Source organism: Brevundimonas sp. P7753 (assembly GCF_013386595.1).
In the GTDB taxonomy this organism is placed as follows: Bacteria; Pseudomonadota; Alphaproteobacteria; order Caulobacterales; family Caulobacteraceae; genus Brevundimonas; species Brevundimonas bullata.
The window spans coordinates 24654-40034 of sequence record NZ_JACARP010000024.1 but is presented as its reverse complement, the minus strand read 5'-3'; the positions used below and the strand labels follow the sequence as shown (position 1 = coordinate 40034).

At 68.9% G+C, this 15381-nt stretch carries 16 protein-coding genes and 1 pseudogene; 13 read left to right on the top strand and 4 right to left on the bottom strand.

Annotated elements, in window-relative coordinates; genetic code table 11:
• The first annotated feature begins 8 nt into the window (after positions 1 to 8).
• The 13 genes and pseudogenes from hisG to HX774_RS05735 all read left to right on the top strand — a co-directional run bounded on the left by hisG (position 9) and on the right by HX774_RS05735 (position 12271).
• A complete protein-coding gene (gene hisG / locus HX774_RS05790; RefSeq protein WP_178825065.1) occupies positions 9 to 890 on the top strand; it encodes an ATP phosphoribosyltransferase in 882 nt (293 codons plus the stop codon).
• On the top strand, positions 890 to 2197 hold the full coding sequence (hisD, locus tag HX774_RS05785) for a histidinol dehydrogenase (RefSeq protein ID WP_178825063.1): 1308 nt from the start codon (positions 890 to 892) through the stop codon (positions 2195 to 2197). The genes hisG and hisD overlap by 1 nt, the downstream gene beginning before the upstream one ends.
• A pseudogene (locus HX774_RS20010) lies at positions 2194 to 2844 on the top strand (aminotransferase class I/II-fold pyridoxal phosphate-dependent enzyme); the annotation flags it as partial. The gene hisD and the pseudogene HX774_RS20010, both read left to right, overlap by 4 nt.
• A 201-nt stretch (positions 2845 to 3045) precedes the next feature.
• Positions 3046 to 3627: an imidazoleglycerol-phosphate dehydratase HisB gene (hisB, locus tag HX774_RS20005; RefSeq protein ID WP_370523353.1), complete on the top strand. Its 582-nt coding sequence runs from the start codon at positions 3046 to 3048 to the stop codon at positions 3625 to 3627.
• A gap of 169 nt (positions 3628 to 3796) precedes the next feature.
• Positions 3797 to 4396 carry an imidazole glycerol phosphate synthase subunit HisH gene (hisH, locus tag HX774_RS05775; RefSeq protein WP_178825059.1) on the top strand — a complete coding sequence of 200 codons (600 nt, stop codon included), beginning with the start codon at positions 3797 to 3799 and terminating at the stop codon, positions 4394 to 4396.
• The gene (gene hisA / locus HX774_RS05770) at positions 4393 to 5151 is read left to right on the top strand and encodes a 1-(5-phosphoribosyl)-5-[(5-phosphoribosylamino)methylideneamino]imidazole-4-carboxamide isomerase (protein WP_178825057.1); all 759 of its coding nucleotides are present in this window, start codon (positions 4393 to 4395) and stop codon (positions 5149 to 5151) included. Before hisH ends, hisA begins: the two co-directional genes overlap by 4 nt.
• The gene (gene hisF, locus HX774_RS05765; RefSeq protein WP_178825055.1) at positions 5141 to 5908 is read left to right on the top strand and encodes an imidazole glycerol phosphate synthase subunit HisF; all 768 of its coding nucleotides are present in this window, start codon (positions 5141 to 5143) and stop codon (positions 5906 to 5908) included. The genes hisA and hisF overlap by 11 nt, the downstream gene beginning before the upstream one ends.
• 166 nt (positions 5909 to 6074) lie before the next feature.
• Entirely contained in the window at positions 6075 to 6716 is a 642-nt protein-coding gene (gene hisIE, locus HX774_RS05760; RefSeq protein WP_178825053.1) for a bifunctional phosphoribosyl-AMP cyclohydrolase/phosphoribosyl-ATP diphosphatase HisIE, read from the top strand.
• 47 nt (positions 6717 to 6763) lie between these two features.
• Positions 6764 to 8224, top strand: coding sequence for a glucose-6-phosphate dehydrogenase (gene zwf, locus HX774_RS05755; RefSeq protein ID WP_178825051.1), 1461 nt, complete (start codon positions 6764 to 6766; stop codon positions 8222 to 8224).
• A gap of 144 nt (positions 8225 to 8368) precedes the next feature.
• Positions 8369 to 9076 carry a 6-phosphogluconolactonase gene (pgl, locus tag HX774_RS05750; RefSeq protein ID WP_178825049.1) on the top strand — a complete coding sequence of 236 codons (708 nt, stop codon included), beginning with the start codon at positions 8369 to 8371 and terminating at the stop codon, positions 9074 to 9076.
• A complete protein-coding gene (edd, locus tag HX774_RS05745; protein ID WP_178825046.1) occupies positions 9076 to 10971 on the top strand; it encodes a phosphogluconate dehydratase in 1896 nt (631 codons plus the stop codon). Before pgl ends, edd begins: the two co-directional genes overlap by 1 nt.
• Positions 10971 to 11939, top strand: a complete 969-nt coding sequence (gene glk / locus HX774_RS05740; RefSeq protein WP_178825044.1) for a glucokinase — start codon at positions 10971 to 10973, stop codon at positions 11937 to 11939. The genes edd and glk overlap by 1 nt, the downstream gene beginning before the upstream one ends.
• A 74-nt stretch (positions 11940 to 12013) precedes the next feature.
• A complete protein-coding gene (locus tag HX774_RS05735) occupies positions 12014 to 12271 on the top strand; it encodes a hypothetical protein (RefSeq protein WP_114817306.1) in 258 nt (85 codons plus the stop codon).
• 65 nt (positions 12272 to 12336) lie between these two features.
• On the opposite strand, the gene HX774_RS05730 is transcribed toward HX774_RS05735, so the two are convergent.
• From HX774_RS05730 to HX774_RS05715, 4 genes are read right to left on the bottom strand one after another with little or no spacing between them, the layout of a single operon-like run.
• Positions 12337 to 13140 carry a DUF1295 domain-containing protein gene (locus tag HX774_RS05730; RefSeq protein ID WP_178825042.1) on the bottom strand — a complete coding sequence of 268 codons (804 nt, stop codon included), beginning with the start codon at positions 13138 to 13140 and terminating at the stop codon, positions 12337 to 12339.
• A 40-nt stretch (positions 13141 to 13180) separates the two neighbouring features.
• Positions 13181 to 13570 carry a hypothetical protein gene (locus tag HX774_RS05725; RefSeq protein ID WP_178825040.1) on the bottom strand — a complete coding sequence of 130 codons (390 nt, stop codon included), beginning with the start codon at positions 13568 to 13570 and terminating at the stop codon, positions 13181 to 13183.
• Positions 13567 to 14862, bottom strand: a complete 1296-nt coding sequence (gene hmgA / locus HX774_RS05720; RefSeq protein WP_178825039.1) for a homogentisate 1,2-dioxygenase — start codon at positions 14860 to 14862, stop codon at positions 13567 to 13569. Before hmgA ends, HX774_RS05725 begins: the two co-directional genes overlap by 4 nt.
• Positions 14863 to 14907: 45 nt before the next feature.
• The gene (locus HX774_RS05715; protein WP_178825037.1) at positions 14908 to 15318 is read right to left on the bottom strand and encodes an endonuclease domain-containing protein; all 411 of its coding nucleotides are present in this window, start codon (positions 15316 to 15318) and stop codon (positions 14908 to 14910) included.
• Positions 15319 to 15381: the final 63 nt, after the last annotated feature.

Sequence of the window (15381 nt, the reverse complement as noted above, 5' to 3'; positions counted from 1 at the left end):
TTGAGATCATGAGCACCGTGCAAGGGCGGCTTCGCATCGCCGTCCAGAAATCCGGCCGTCTGGCCGAACGCAGCCTGGACCTGGTCCGCGACGCGGGTCTGCGGGTCGTCAAGGGCAACAACGACCTGCTTTACCGCATCGAGAACTATCCGATCGATCTGCTGCGCGTGCGTGACGACGACATTCCGACCTTCGTGGCGGACGGGGTCTGCGACCTGGGGATCGTCGGCGAGAACGTGTTGGAAGAGGTCCGGAACGGCGGGCCGAACGCCGAGGTGGTCATGCCCCTGGGCTTTGGCCGCTGCACGCTGAAGATCGCCGTGCCGCCGAGCCTGGACTACGCCGGGCCGGCCTCGCTGGAGGGCCTGCGCATCGCCACCTCCTATCCCAAGATCCTGCGTCGTTTCCTGGATGAGAACGGCGTCGGCGCCGACATCGTCACCATGCGCGGCGCGGTCGAGGTGGCGCCGCGGTTGAAGCTGGCCTCGGCCATCTGTGATCTGGTCTCGACCGGCGCCACGCTGGAGGCCAACGGCCTGATGGCCAAGGAGACCGTGCTGGACAGCCAGGCGGTGCTGATCAAGGCGCCGACCGCGCCCGAGGCCGGGCTGCAACACCTGCTGGACAGCATCATCGAACGCATGGCCGGCGTGGTGTCGTCGCAGGGGGCCAAGTACGTCATGCTGAACGCGCCGCGCTCGGCGTTGGATCAGATCACCGCCATCCTGCCCGGCGCCGGGTCGCCGACCGTCATGCCCCTGTCGGGCCGCGACGACGCCGTGGCCGTCCACGCCGTCTGTCAGGAGGCCGTCTTCTGGGAGACGCTGGAGAAGCTGAAGGCGGCGGGGGCCTCGGCCATCCTGGTCCTGCCGATCGAGAAGATGATGTGATGAAGCGGATCGACTGGAACAAACTGGACGCAGGCGAGCGCAAGGCGGCGCTTGCCCGCCCGCAGCAACGCACCGAGGGTTTCGTCACCGGCGTGGTGCGCGAGATCTTCGACGACGTGCAGGCGCGCGGCGGGCAGGCCGTGACCGACTGGGCCATCAAGCTGGACGGCGCCGCGCCGCGCCGGGTGGCCATCACCGAGAAGGCGGCAGCCGAGGCGCGCGCCGACCTGCCGCCCGCCGCCGCACGGGCCTTGCGGGTCGCCGCCGACAATGTGCGGGTCTTCCACGCCGCGACGCGGCCCGAGGACACGCCCTTCATCGAGACCACGCCGGGCGTGAAGTCCAAGCTGGTCTGGCGGCCCATCGGTTCGGCGGGCCTCTATGTGCCCGGCGGCACGGCGCCCCTGTTTTCGTCGCTGCTGATGCTGGCCATTCCGGCGGGCGTGGCCGGGGTCGGGCGGCGCGTGGCCGTGACGCCGCCGTCGAAGGACGGCTCGGTTCACCCGGCCATGATCGTCGCCGCCGCCGAAGCGGGGCTGGATGAGCTGTGGCTGCTGGGCGGGGCGCAGGCGATTGCGGCGTTGACGTTTGGCGTTGAACTGGACGAGGGCGTCATCGCACCCGTGGACAAGCTGTTCGGCCCCGGCAACGCCTATGTGGCCGAGGCCAAGCGCTACGCGTCGTCCCTGCCGGGCGGACCGGCCCAGGACATGCCGGCGGGGCCGTCGGAGCTGCTGGTCATCGCCGACCGCGACGCGGACTTCGAGATCGTCGCCGCCGACCTGTTGAGCCAGGCCGAACACGACGCCGACGCCCAGGTTCTGCTGGTGTCCGACAGCGGCACCGCCCTGAACGAGATCGTCGCCGAGGTTGAACGTCAGGTGGAGACCCTGCCCCGCGCGGCGATCGCCCGCGCCTCCCTGGAGCAGGCTCGCGCCATCCGCGTGGCCGACATGGCTCAGGCTTGTGAAGTGGCCAACCTCTATGGCTCCGAACACCTGTCGATCCAGGCCGAAGAGGCGGAACGTCTGGTCGAGAAGATCACTGCCGCCGGGGCGGTCTTCGTCGGTCGTTGGGCGGCCGAGACGCTGGGCGACTACGCCGCCGGCCCCAGCCACGTCCTGCCGACCGACGGCGGGGCGCGGACCCTGGGCGGCATCACCACCGCCAGCTTCATGACCACAATGTCGGTGCAGACGGTGACGCAAGCCGGGGCCGCCGCCCTGGCTCCCGTCGCCGCGCGGCTGGCGCGAATGGAGGGGCTGGAGGCTCACGCGCGGGCGGCGGATCTGAGGACGCAAGGATGAGTTTGCCCGCCCCCTATCCGCCGCTGGTGTCCGGCGGCGAAGGTCTGGACCGCTATCCGGCCGAGCCGACTGCGCTCGCCGCGCGACTGGCCGAGCTCTACGGCGTCGCCGCCGATCAGGTGCTGCCGGTGCGCGGCCTGACGCACGGGTTGGAGCTGGTCTGGCGTCTGGCCGCGCGCGAGGGACAGGTGGTGCAGGCGCCGGAGGCTGAGCCCTATCGGGGTCTGGCGGCGCTCTACGCCCGTCCGGCGGAAGGCGCCGAGGTCGCCGCCGTGGTCATTCGCGCCCTGGGCTCGCCCGAGGCGGTGGCCGAGATGGCCGAGCGCGTCGCCCCCGCCCTGCTGGTGGTGGACGAGGGGCTGGTCGAGTTCGCCGACGCGCCGTCCGCCGCGAGCGTGGTGAAAGACCACGCCAACCTGATCGTGCTGCGCAGCCTGTCGCTGGCCTATGGCCTGGCCGGGGCGCGGGTCGGGGCGGCGGTGGCGCAAGCGCAGACGCTGGCGCGGCTGGCCGGCGTGCGGGAGCCCTACGCCCTGCCCGAGGTCTCGGTGCGGCTGGCGCTGCAGGCGCTGGACCCGTCGCGGATGATCGAGACCGCCGAGCGCATCGACGGCGTGCGCCGCGAACGCGCCCGCGTCGCCGAGGCCCTGTCGCGGCTGATGCCGCTGGAGGCCGGGGTCGGGCCGGTGATCATCGCCCGACCGTCTGATCCCGTCGCCGTCATCGAGAGCTTGCGCCGGTTCGGCCTGAGCGCCGACGCGGCGGGCGAGCGCGTGCGCCTGCCGGTCTCGCTGAAGCCCGAGGTCAACGACCGGCTGCTGGTCGCCCTGGGCGCCGCCGCGCCCAAGGTGCGTCAGACGCGCGTCGGACAGGCCGTGCGCGATACGAAAGAGACGCGCATCGTCTGCGCCGTCGATCTGGACAGCGCCGGGCCCGTGACGATCCACACGGGCGTCGGCTTCTTCGACCATATGATCGAACAGGTGGCGGCGCACGGCGGGTTCTCGATCCGCCTGTCGTGCGAGGGCGACCTGCACACCGATCCGCACCACACCATCGAGGACAGCGCTATCGCCCTAGGCCAGGCGCTGAAACAGGCGCTGGGCGAGCGCAAGGGCATTCAACGCTACGGCTTCGTCCTGCCAATGGACGAGGCCAATGCAGCGGTGTCCATCGACCTGTCGGGCCGACCCTATCCGGTGTTCGAAGGGACGTTCGCGACCCCCTTCGTCGGCGACTACCGCACCGACCTGACGGCCCACGTCATCCGCTCGCTGGCCGAGAACCTGGGCGCGGCCATTCATGTCACGGTCACGGGCGACGACGACCACCACAAGACCGAGGCCGTGTTCAAGGCCCTGGGTCGGGCGCTGCGTCAGGCCATCCGCGTCGAGGGCGATGTCGTGCCGAGCACCAAGGGGGTGTTGTGATGAGCGCCCTTAATTTCCTTCTCCCCTCGTGGGAGAAGGTGGCTCGCGCTGCGAGACGGATGAGGGGGACGCCGGCTGCGTTCTCGACATCGGCCGTCGCGCGCGTTGAACCCTCCCCCTCATCCGAGCGGCTCCGCCGCCCACCTTCTCCCACGAGGGGAGAAGGACGATGAACGTCACCCTGATCGGTTACGGCTCGGGCAATGTGGCCTCGGTGCGGTTCGCGCTGGAGCGGCTGGGGGCGCGGGTGCGGATCACCGCCGATCCTGCCGATCTCGACGAGGCCGAGCGGGTCATCCTGCCTGGCGTCGGGGCGGCGGGCTACGCCATGCAGCGGCTGAACGCGCTTGGTCTGGTCGAGGCCTTGCGGCGGTTCAAACGCCCTCTTCTCGGCGTCTGCCTGGGTCAGCAGCTGCTGTTCGAGACCAGTGATGAAGATGGGGGCGTCGACCTGCTGGGCCTGATCCCCGGCCGGGTCGAGGCCATTGCGCCCGCGCCGTCGCGGCCCTCGCCGCATATGGGCTGGAGCAGACTGAACATCCGCCGTCCCGATCCGCTGCTGGAGGGGATCAAAGACGGCGACTGGGCCTATTTCGTCCACGGCTTCGTCTGCCCTGACGGCCCGGCGACCATCGCCGCCGCCGACTATGGCCTGGCTGTGCCGGCCGTGGTCAACATGGGCGCCCGCTGGGGCTGTCAGTTCCACCCGGAACGGTCGGCCGCCGCAGGGGCGCGTATCCTGAAGAACTTCCTGGAGATTCCCGCGTGATCATCTATCCCGCCATTGACCTGATCGACGGCCATGCGGTTCGCCTGTTGCACGGTGATTTCAATCACGTGACCCGCTACGACGCCCACCCGGCCAACCGGATGGCGGCCTTCACAGCCGAGGGGGCCGAATGGATCCACGTCATCGATCTGGACGGGGCCAAGGCGGGCGAGGCGCGCCAGTATGCGCTGATCGGCGACATGGCCCGGGCCGTGGACATCAAGGTCCAGTCCGGCGGCGGCGTGCGCTCGGAGAAGGATATCGAACACCTGCTGGGGGCCGGGATCAGTCGCGTCGTCATCGGCTCTCTGGCCGTCACCGACACGGATCAGGTGCTGAAATGGCTGGAGCAGTTCGGCCCCGAGGCCATCGCTCTGGCCCTGGACGTCAGAAACGAGAACGGCCTGCCCGTGCCCGCCCTGAAGGGCTGGACACAGTCGTCGGGCGTGGATCTGTGGAGCGTGCTGGATCGCTATCCGGTCGGGATGCTGCGTCATATCCTGATCACGGACGTCGAGCGCGACGGCGCCCTGACGGGTCTGAACCGGGCGCTTCTGTCCGAGGCCATCGCGCGTCGCCCCGAGCTGGAGATCCAGGCCTCGGGCGGGATCGCCAGTCTGGACGACCTGATCACGGCCAAGGCCATCGGCTGCGCCGGAGCCATTACCGGCCGCGCTATCTATGCCGGTCGCTTCACCGTGGCTGAGGCCATCGAGACCGTGAACATGGCCCCGGTTTCGGCCAATGACCGCTAGGCGCGTCATCCCCTGCCTCGACGTCAAGGACGGGCGGGTGGTCAAGGGCGTGCGGTTCGAGGGTCACGTGGACATGGGCGACGCCGCCGAACTGGCCGCGCGCTATCGCGATCAGGGCGCCGACGAACTGGTCTTCTACGACATCACCGCCAGTCCCGAGGGGCGGACGCTGGACTATGGCTGGGTGCAGGACATCGCCCGGCTGCTGGACATCCCCTTCTGCGTCGCCGGCGGCATCCGCACGGTGGAGCAGGCGGCGCGCTGCCTCGATCACGGGGCCGACAAGGTGTCGATCAACTCGCCCGCCCTGGAACGCCCCGACCTGATCGGAGAGATGGCCCAGCGACTCGGCCGGCAATGCGTTGTCGTCGGCGTCGACAGCGCCTTTCAGGACGGCGAATGGCGCGTCCACAAATACACCGGCGATCCCAACGCCCGGCGGGGCGCCGGCAAGCTGACCATGGACTGGATCGTCGAGGCGCAGAACCTCGGCGCCGGCGAGATCGTGCTGAACTGCATCGATCAGGACGGGGTGCGGCGCGGCTATGACCTCGCCCAACTGGCCGAGGCGCGGCGGCGGTTGACCATCCCGCTGGTGGCCTCGGGCGGGGCCGGGGCGGTCGAGCATTTCCGCGACGTGTTTGTCGAGGCTGACGTGTCAGGCGCCCTGGCCGCCAGCGTGTTTCACTCGGGCGCGATCGCGATTCCCGATCTCAAGCGTTACCTGGACACGCAAGGCGTGGAGGTGAGGATATGACCACTTTCGATTTCCTTCTCCCCTCGGGGGAGAAGGTGGCTCGCGCAGCGAGACGGATGAGGGGGCGGTTGGCCTCAAGCTCATCCTTGGCCGTGATGCGCGCTGGCCCCTCCCCCTCATCCGAGCGCCTCCGGCGCCCACCTTCTCCCCCGAGGGGAGAAGGATCATGACGTTCGACATCACCAAGATCGACATCTCCCAGATCGACTTCGCCAAGGGCGGCGGGCTGATCCCCGCCGTGGTGCAGGACGCCGACACGCTTCAGGTGCTGACCCTGGCCTATATGGACGAGGCGGCGCTGCGCGAGACCCTGGACAGCGGCCAGGCCACCTTCTTCTCGCGGTCACGCGGCGGGCGCTGGCGCAAGGGCGAGACCTCCGGCGACTTCCTCAATGTCGTCTCGGTGACGCCTGACTGCGACGGCGACGCCGTGGTGGTGAAGGTGCGCCCGGTCGGCAACGCCTGTCACCTGAACCGGATCAGCTGCTTTGGCGACGAGGACGCGCCGGGCGTGGGCCGCATCGCGCGACTGGAGCGCACCATCCACGTCCGCGCCCAGGCCGATCCCAACGACAGCTGGACCGCGCGCCTGATGGCGCAGGGGCCGAAACGCGCCGCGCAGAAGGTCGGCGAGGAGGGCGTGGAGACCGCTTTGGCGGGGGCTGCGGGCGATGAGGCGGAACTCGCCAGCGAGTCGGCGGATTTGATCTATCACCTGCTGGTCCTGCTCCATGCGCGTAACATGGTGTTTCAGGACGTGCTGGACGTCTTGGCCCGCCGCGCGCAACCGGCCAAGGACGATAGCTAGACCTTAAGACGCAACCCCGCAGGTCGGGGTCATGGAGGAAAGCGCGAATGGCGGCTCTCATTCTGTTCGGCGGAGGCGGCGACCTCGCCATGCGGATGCTGCTGCCGTCGCTCTATTTCCTCGATCACGACGGCCTGCTGCCGGACGACCTGAAGATCATCGGCGCGGCCCGTTCGGAAGAAAGCGCCGAGGAATACATCGCCAAGGTCCATGCGGCGGTGAAGCTGCGCACCGAGGCTGACGGCGGCTGGGACGAGGCCAGCTGGGCGCGCCTGGCCGCCCGCCTCGACTATCTGCCCGTGGACGCCACCGATCCCGAGAGCCTGAAGGCGCTGAAGGCCAAGGCCGGCGACGGGGAGACGACCTCCTTCCTGGCGGTGTCGCCCTCTCTCTACGGGCGCATCGTCACGGCGATGAAGGCGGCGGGCCTGGCCGAGAAGAACTGCCGCATCGTGCTGGAGAAGCCGGTCGGGCGGGATCTGGAAAGCTTCCTCGAAATCGACGACGCCGTGGCCCAGGCCTTTGACGAGCGTCAGGTGTTCCGCATCGACCACTACCTGGGCAAGGAGACGGTCCAGAACCTGATCGCCCTGCGGTTCGGCAACACCATCTTCGAGCCCTTGTGGAACAATCTGACGGTCGATCACGTCCAGATCACGGTGGGCGAAACGGTAGGGGTCGGCGACCGCTGGCCCTATTACGACGAATACGGCGCCCTGCGGGACATGCTGCAGAACCACATGTTGCAACTGCTGTGCCTGGTGGCGATGGAGCCGCCGAGCGACCTCGACCCGGACTCGGTGCGCAACGAGAAGGTCAAGGTGCTGCGGTCCCTTCGCGCCATCACGCCGGAGGAGGCCGAGCGCGTCACCGTGCGCGGCCAGTATGTCGCCGGCGCGGTCGAGGGCCAGCCGGCCAAGGCCTATGAAGAAGAACGCGGCCAGCCGTCCGACACCGAGACCTTCGTCGCCATCCGCGCCGACATCGACAACTGGCGCTGGGCGGGCGTGCCCTTCTTCATGCGCACCGGCAAGCGCCTGCCCGAGAAGCGCACCGAGATCGTCATCCAGTTCAAGCCGGTGCCCCATTCCATCTTCGGCCACGGCGAGCGCGGGGACATCTATGACAACCGCCTGGTCATTGAGCTGCAGCCCGACGAGGACATCTCGCTGTCGGTGATGAACAAGAAGCCGGGGCTGGATCAGCGGATGCAGCTGCAGCCGATCAGGATGAGCCTGTCCTGGGGGCAGAACGACAAGGACGCCGCCCCGCCGCGCCGCCGCATCGCCTATGAGCGCCTGCTGCTGGATGCGCTCAAGGGCGACAGCACCCTGTTCGTGCGCCGCGACGAGGCCGAACAGGCGTGGAAATGGGTGGACGAGGTGGCCGACGCCTGGGCGGGCGCCGGGTTCAAACCGCTGGATTACAGGGCTGGGACCTGGGGCCCGGAGGCGGCGGACCTGCTGCTGTCGCGCACCGGACGGAAGTGGAACACGCGCGATGAGTGACAACTATCCGCTCATCCCCGCGGAAGCGGGGACCCAGCGCTTTGGCGACAAGCGCCGCGTTCTGGGTGGCGCAGACAGGGCCGCCGTCCGTCAGATGGCTCAACCTTGGGTCCCCGCTTCCGCGGGGATGAGCGGGAGGATTTGATGACCGCGATCCAAGTTCTTTCCTCCCCCGCCGCCTGGGCCGCCGCCGCCGCCGCAAGGCTGGCAACGGCGCTGAGCGAAGGTATCGCCGCCGAAGGCCGCGCCGTCTTCGCGGGCGCGGGGGGTTCGACCCCGTCACCCATCTATGCTCGGTTGGCCAAGGCCGATCTGGACTGGTCCAAGGTAACGGCGACCCTGGTGGACGAGCGCTATGTGCCGGAGACTTCGCCGGAGTCGAACGCCGCGCTGATGAAGCGCACCCTGCTGACTGGGCGGGCCGCCGCCGCGCGGTTCCTGCCGCTGTATGCGCCGTCAGTGACGGTGGACCGCGCCGCCGCTGAGGCGTCGAAGGCCCTGGCCGCAGAAGCCGCACATCTCGACGCCGTCCTGCTGGGCATGGGCGAGGACGGACATATCTGCTCGATGTTCCCCGAAAGCCCGACGCTGAAGACCCTGCTGACGCCCGGCCTGAAACCCGCCGTCTATGGCGTCCCCGCCGGTCGGGACGGCACGGCGCCGTCGCAGGAACGACTGTCGATCAACCTGCCCTATCTGATCGGCGCGCGGCGCGTGGTGCTGGCCCTGACAGGCAGCGCCAAGCGCGCCGTGTTCGAGCGGGAGGCGGCGGGCGATCCGCGCATCCATCCCATCGCCGCCCTGATCGCGGCCAAGGTTCCCCTCGAAGTGCTTTGGACGGAGGCCGTCTGATGGCTCCCCCCCTGAATCCTGTCGTGGCGGAAGTCACCGCCCGCATCGTCGAACGCAGCAAGGCGACACGCGCCGACTATCTGCGCCGCATGGACGCCGCCCGCGACAGCGGGGCCGGACGCGCCAAGCTGTCCTGCGCCAACTGGGCCCACGCATTCGCCGGCCAGACCATCGCCGACAAGCTGACAGCCATGGACGGGTCCAAGCCCAATGTCGGCGTCGTCACCGCCTACAACGACATGCTGTCGGCGCATCAGCCGTTCGAGCGCTTTCCCGAAGTGATCCGCCAGGCGGTGCGCGAAGTCGGCGCCACGGCCCAGGTAGCCGGCGGAACCCCGGCCATGTGCGACGGCGTCACTCAGGGGCGCCCCGGCATGGAGCTGTCGCTGTTCAGCCGCGACGCCATCGCCATGGCGACGGGCGTGGCCCTGACCCACGATGCGTTCGACGCCGCCATGATGCTGGGCGTCTGCGACAAGATCGTGCCGGGCCTGTTCATGGGAGCGCTGGCGTTCGGGCACTTGCCGGTCGTGTTCGCGCCCGCCGGGCCGATGCCGTCGGGCATTCCCAACGCCGAGAAGGCCCGCGTTCGGGCGCTTTACGCCCAGAACCAGGTGGACCGCGCCACCCTACTGGCCAGCGAGATCGGCAGCTATCATTCGCCGGGCACCTGCACCTTCTACGGCACGGCCAACTCCAACCAGATGATGATGGAGATCGCGGGCCTGCACATGCCCTCGACCGCCTTCGTCCACCCTGACACCGGCCTGCGCGACGCCCTGACGGCGGCGGCGGCCAAGCGGGCGGTGGAGCTGGCGCGCTCGGGTCAGGGCCGCATGGCCGACGTCGTGTCGGAAAAGACCATCGTCAACATGATCGTGGCCCTGCTGGCCACCGGCGGCTCGACCAACCACGCCATTCATCTGGTGGCCATGGCGCGGGCGGCGGGGGTGCTGATCGACTGGACCGACATGGATCAGCTGTCGTCAGTGACGCCGCTGCTGGCGCGGGTCTATCCCAACGGGTCGGCGGACGTGAACGCCTTCCAGGCGGCGGGCGGGGTGGCCTTCGTCACGCGCGAACTGGCGCAGGCGGGCCACATCCACTCAGACGTCACGACCATCATGGGTCAGGGGATCGAGGCCTATTTCAAGGAGCCGTCGCTGGTGGACGGCGAACTGGTCTGGCGCGACGGGGTGTTGGAGAGCCTGGACCGCGACATCCTGCGCCCCGCCTCTGATCCCTTCGACAAGGAGGGGGGGCTGCGGCTGGTGCAGGGAGATCTGGGCCGGGCGGTGATCAAGGTCTCGGCGGTCAAACCCGAGAACCGCATCGTCGAGGCCCCTGCCGCCGTGTTCGAGACCCAGGAAGACGCCCTGCAAGCCTTCAAGGACGGCCAGCTGTTCCGCGACGTGGTCGTGGTGCTGCGCTTCCAAGGCCCCAAGGCCAACGGCATGCCGGAGCTGCACTCCCTGTCGCCCGCCCTGTCGGTGATTCAGGACAAGGGCTTCAAGGTCGCCTTCGTCACCGACGGCCGCATGTCGGGCGCCAGCGGCAAGACCCCCGCCGCCATCCACGTCAGCCCTGAGGCCCTGGCCGGCGGTCCGCTGGCCCACGTCAAGGACGGCGACATCATCCGCCTGGACGCCGAGGCCGGGGTGCTGACCACGGTCGGGGTGGCGGACCTGACCGCGCGCCCTCTGGCTGTCCGCTCGACCGCCAACGCCGAGGGTTCGGCCTGGGGCTATGGCCGTGAACTGTTCGGGGCCTTCCGTCATGTCGTGACCACGGCCGAACAGGGCGCCACCGTCTGCTTCGCCGTGCCCGCCGGGGTCGGCGGTCATACGGACACGCTCCCCAATCCTAATGTCGTTGATCGCACGGTGGACGCCTGATGGCTGATCAGATTCTTCTCGTCGGCGATGTCGGCGGCACCAACGCCCGCTTCGCCCTGACCCGCATGGTCGACGGCCGTCCGGTGCTGGAGCATCACGAGAGCTTCCCCGCCGAGACCTATCCGACCTTCCTCGGCGGAGTGAAGGCCTTCATCGACGGCTGCGCGGTCAAGCCGACGGGCGGCGTCATCGCCGTGGCCGGGCCGGTCACGGACGGCGAGATCGACCTGACCAACTCGCCGTGGCGAGTGTCGGAAGGCGAGCTTCAGACCCTGGGGCTGAACCCGGTCAAGCTGATCAACGACTTCGAGGCCCTGGCCTGGGGCGCGCCCATCGTGCCGGAGGCCGAGCTGGCCTCGCTGGGCGGGCCGTTGGACGGCGATCCGCACGCCACGGTGGCGGTGCTCGGCCCCGGCACCGGCTTCGGCGTCTCGGCCCTGGTCCGCGACGCCCATGGGCGCGAGATGGCCATGCCGTCCGAGGGCGGCCACGCCTGCTTCCCGCCCGGCGACGCGGTGGAGGACGAGATCCTGCGCATCCTGCGCCGTCGCTATGACCGGGTGTCGATCGAGCGCCTGATCTGCGGGCCGGGCCTGCTGAACATGCACCGGGCTCTGGCCGAGATCGACGGGCGCGAAACCCACATCGACGACCCGGCCGAGATCACGGAAACCGCGCTGAAGGACCCGAATACGCCCTGCGGCGCGACCTTGGCGCGCTTCTGCGCCATCCTGGGCGCCGTGGCCGGGGATATCGCCCTGACCACCGGGGCGCGCGGCGGGGTCTATATCGCCGGTGGCATAGCGCCGCGCATCCTGCCCTTCCTCAAGGCCAGCCCCTTCCGCGAGCGGTTCGAGCGCAAGGGCCGGTTCCAGCCCTATATGCAGGCCATCCCGACCAAGGTGATCCTGCACAAGCACGCGGCCCTGCTGGGGGCCGCGCGGGTGGCCTTCGTCGAGGCCGGATGACACAAAAGTCACGGCGGCGTGAACCGAACGTGAGGCAGGCGCGTTGTTCAGGCTCAATCCTTTGGAGGAACACCATGCGTAAACTCGTTCTCGCCGCCGCTTCCATCGTCGCCGTCGCCGGTCTGGCCGCCTGCGGTGAAAGCGCCGCCGACAAGGCCGCTGAACAAAAGGCTGACGCCCTGGAGGCCCAGGCCGCCGCGACCCCGAACGAAGCTCAGGAACAGGCTCTGAACGCCGAAGCCGACCGCATCGAGCAACAGGCCGGCAACGCCGACGGCGGCATGACCACCTCGAACACGCCGAACACCTCGCCGAGCACGCCCGCCAACTAAGGCGGTCTGATCCGAACCGACAAGGCCCCCGCCGCGAAAGCAGCGGGGGCTTTTTCATGGAAGTTTCAGACGCGCTTCGGCGGCCAGGGGATGAAGGCGCTGGTGCGCTTTACATAGTCGGCGTAGCCGGGCCGCGACTTGTGAATGGCCTTTTCGGTCAGGCCGATGCCGGACCAGCGCGTCAGCGTGAAAGTCAGGAACAGCGGCCCCGCGATCGACCAAAGACCCGGCCCCGTCTCGGCCGCGATCAGATACAGACCCCACCAGACGCAGGCGTCCCCGAAATAGTTGGGATGGCGGGTGTAGCGCCACAGGCCGGTGTCCAGCACCTGACCCTTGCGCGCCGGATCATTGCGGAAGGCCGTCAGCTGGGCGTCGCCCACCGTCTCGAACACAATGCCGATCAGCGCCAGCGCCGCGCCGATCCAGCCGATCACGCCCACAGCAGGCTGGGCCGCGACCTGGCCCAACTGCACCGGCAGAGCGGTCAGCCAGGCCAGGACGCCCTGCGGCAGGAAGACCATCAGCAGGGCCGTCCGCGAGAAGCCCCAGCCTTTTTTACGCTCCTGCGCCTGGAGGATGGCGACATAGCGCCCGTCCGCCCCGTGCGCCCGCCAGCGCCGCAGCAGGTGCCAGGCCAGGCGCAGCGCCCAGATCCCGCACAGTCCCACCAGCAGGATCGACCGCGTGGGGTCGCCCTCCGCACGCGGCCAGGTCGCCAGAGCCAGCATCAACATGCCCAGGGGCCAGACCCCGTCGATAAAACTGACATCCCCCAGCCGCACGGCCACACGCCACAGCGCCGTCATGACCACCAGGATCAGGACCAGATTGAGGAACAGAAGCAGGGCGATCTCGGACAGGGTCATGGCTCAGATACGTCCTTCAGCGCCGTGCGGATGACAGGGCTCAGTCGATGCAGAGGGTGCCTTGGGCCTTGCCGTCCTTGACCGTGGTGCGGCAGCCGAAACGGTTGCTGTCGGCCTGACAGACGCCGGTCGCGGCGGCCCCGGCGGCGATGCCGCTGTTGCCCGCGATCTCGCAGTCGCCTTCGCATTGCGCGGCGTCGGTGCAGCGCTTGCCGGCGTCGGCGTACTTGACCACGCACTGCCAGGTCTGGGCGCGACCGACCTGCTGCATCTGGCCGCCGCGCGCGGTGCAGGCGCTGGAGGAGACGGTCATTTGCGGCGGTTCGGGGGCCTCGGCGGTTGGGACCACGGGCTCGGGCGCAGGCGCGGGCGTCGGCGAACAGGCCGCCAGGGCCAGACCCGCAGCCAAGAGAAGAGCTTTCAGCTTCATCCGACATTTCCTTTTTCGAAGCCGGTCCAGCAGTCGTCGTAGTCGAGCTGCATCAGCGGCGTCTGTTCGGCCCAGGCCGTGGTGCGGATCGGCATCCGCGTCTCGAACATGAAGGCCAGGGTGTTCTCGATCTTGTGCGGTTTCAGCTCGGCCTTCGTAGCGCCGTTCCAGCTGGCCTGATCCGGGCCGTGGCCGCTCATGCGGTTGTGCAGGCTCGCGCCGCCGGGGGCGAAGCCGCCCGCCTTGGCGTCGTACTCGCCGAAGATCAGCCCCATGAACTCGCTCATGACGTTGCGGTGGAACCAGGGCGGGCGGAAGGTGTCCTCGGCCACCATCCAGCGCGGCGGGAAGATGACGAAGTCGCAGTTGGCGGTGCCGGGCGTGTCCGACGGCGAGGTCAGGACAGTGAAGATCGACGGGTCGGGGTGGTCGTAAGAGACCGTGCCGATGGTGTTGAACCGCGCCGTGTCATAGCGATAGGGAGCGTAGTTGCCGTGCCAGCCGACGACGTCCAGCGGGCTGTGGCCAAAGGTCGTGGCCCACAGCAGGCCGCCGTATTTCTGCACGCACTGGGTCGGACGATCCACGTCCTCGAACCAGGCGACGGGGGTCTCGAAGTCGCGTGGATTGGCCAGGCCGTTGGAGCCGATGGGGCCAAGGTCCGGCAGGCGGAAGGGCGAACCGTAGTTCTCGCAGACATAGCCGCGCACTTCTCCGTCGACCTCGACGCGGAAGCGCACGCCGCGAGGGATGACGACCACATGGCCCGGCGCGGCCTCGATCACGCCCATCTCGGTGACGAAGCGGTGGCTCCCCTGCTGCGGCACGATCAGCAGCTCGCCGTCGGCGGAATAGAAGACCCGGTCGGTCATCGAGCGGTTGGCGACATAGAGGTGGACGCCCACGCCCGCGCCGGAGTCGGCGTCGCCGTTGCCGCCGTAGGTGGTCAGACCCTCGACCCAGTCGGTCGGCGCCTCCGGCATGGGCAGCGGGTCCCAGCGCATCCGGTTGGGATTGGGCGGGGTCTCGGTGAAGGGGCCGGAGCGCACCCGGCCCTGATCGAACGGCTGATACGGCCCGTGCTGGGCCGAGGGCCGCAGACGATAGAGCCAGCTACGCAGGTTATGGTCGCGCGGGGCGGTGAAGGCGGCGCCCGACAGCTGCTCGGCATAGAGGCCCAGGGCCGGGCGCTGCGGCGAGTTGCGGCCGACCGGCAGAGCGCCCTCGACGGCCTCGGTGGCGAAATGATTGGCGAAGCCGGTCTGATAGGCGGGCGCGTTGGATCGCGTCATGTGGTGTCTCCCTTGCGGAAGGTTTAGCCGGGGAAGCGCCCACAGTCATCCTTCTCCCCTTGAGGGAGAAGGTGGCTCGCGCAGCGAGACGGATGAGGGGTGTGAGCGCCGCCGTTGGATGTGTTCGCCTATCGCCTCAAACACGAGGTTCGGATTTCTCAGGATCACCGAATTATCGAAACGCAGCACAGTATAGCCCGCTTCCGCCAGCCAGGCATCCCGGTTCGCGTCCGCCTCCTCACGAAGACGATGGACGCCGCCGTCAGCCTCGATAACCAGCTTCAGCGCATGACAGGCGAAGTCGGCGACGTAGGGGCCGATAGGAACCTGTCTTCGAAACTTGACGCCATGAAGTCGCCGGTCACGCAGCAGGGTCCAGAGCGCGTTTTCGGTGTCGGTCATCGCGCCGCGTGATCGGCGGGCGAAGGCGCGGTTGCGGTCGGACGGCTTTTCCATGGCGAGCCTCGGCGCTGACACCCCTCATCCGACCTGCTCCGCAGGCCACCTTCTCCCTCAAGG

Bases quoted from the DNA above. Each gene is read 5' to 3' on its own strand.
- hisG (WP_178825065.1), top strand. From the start codon at position 9: ATGAGCACCGTGCAAGGGCGGCTTCGCATCGCCGTCCAGAAATCCGGC.
- hisD (WP_178825063.1), top strand. From the start codon at position 890: ATGAAGCGGATCGACTGGAACAAACTGGACGCAGGCGAGCGCAAGGCG.
- hisH (WP_178825059.1), top strand. From the start codon at position 3,797: ATGAACGTCACCCTGATCGGTTACGGCTCGGGCAATGTGGCCTCGGTG.
- hisF (WP_178825055.1), top strand. From the start codon at position 5,141: ATGACCGCTAGGCGCGTCATCCCCTGCCTCGACGTCAAGGACGGGCGG.
- hisIE (WP_178825053.1), top strand. From the start codon at position 6,075: ATGACGTTCGACATCACCAAGATCGACATCTCCCAGATCGACTTCGCC.
- zwf (WP_178825051.1), top strand. From the start codon at position 6,764: ATGGCGGCTCTCATTCTGTTCGGCGGAGGCGGCGACCTCGCCATGCGG.
- pgl (WP_178825049.1), top strand. From the start codon at position 8,369: ATGACCGCGATCCAAGTTCTTTCCTCCCCCGCCGCCTGGGCCGCCGCC.
- edd (WP_178825046.1), top strand. From the start codon at position 9,076: ATGGCTCCCCCCCTGAATCCTGTCGTGGCGGAAGTCACCGCCCGCATC.
- glk (WP_178825044.1), top strand. From the start codon at position 10,971: ATGGCTGATCAGATTCTTCTCGTCGGCGATGTCGGCGGCACCAACGCC.
- HX774_RS05735 (WP_114817306.1), top strand. From the start codon at position 12,014: ATGCGTAAACTCGTTCTCGCCGCCGCTTCCATCGTCGCCGTCGCCGGT.
- HX774_RS05730 (WP_178825042.1), bottom strand. From the start codon at position 13,140: ATGACCCTGTCCGAGATCGCCCTGCTTCTGTTCCTCAATCTGGTCCTG.
- HX774_RS05725 (WP_178825040.1), bottom strand. From the start codon at position 13,570: ATGAAGCTGAAAGCTCTTCTCTTGGCTGCGGGTCTGGCCCTGGCGGCC.
- hmgA (WP_178825039.1), bottom strand. From the start codon at position 14,862: ATGACGCGATCCAACGCGCCCGCCTATCAGACCGGCTTCGCCAATCAT.
- HX774_RS05715 (WP_178825037.1), bottom strand. From the start codon at position 15,318: ATGGAAAAGCCGTCCGACCGCAACCGCGCCTTCGCCCGCCGATCACGC.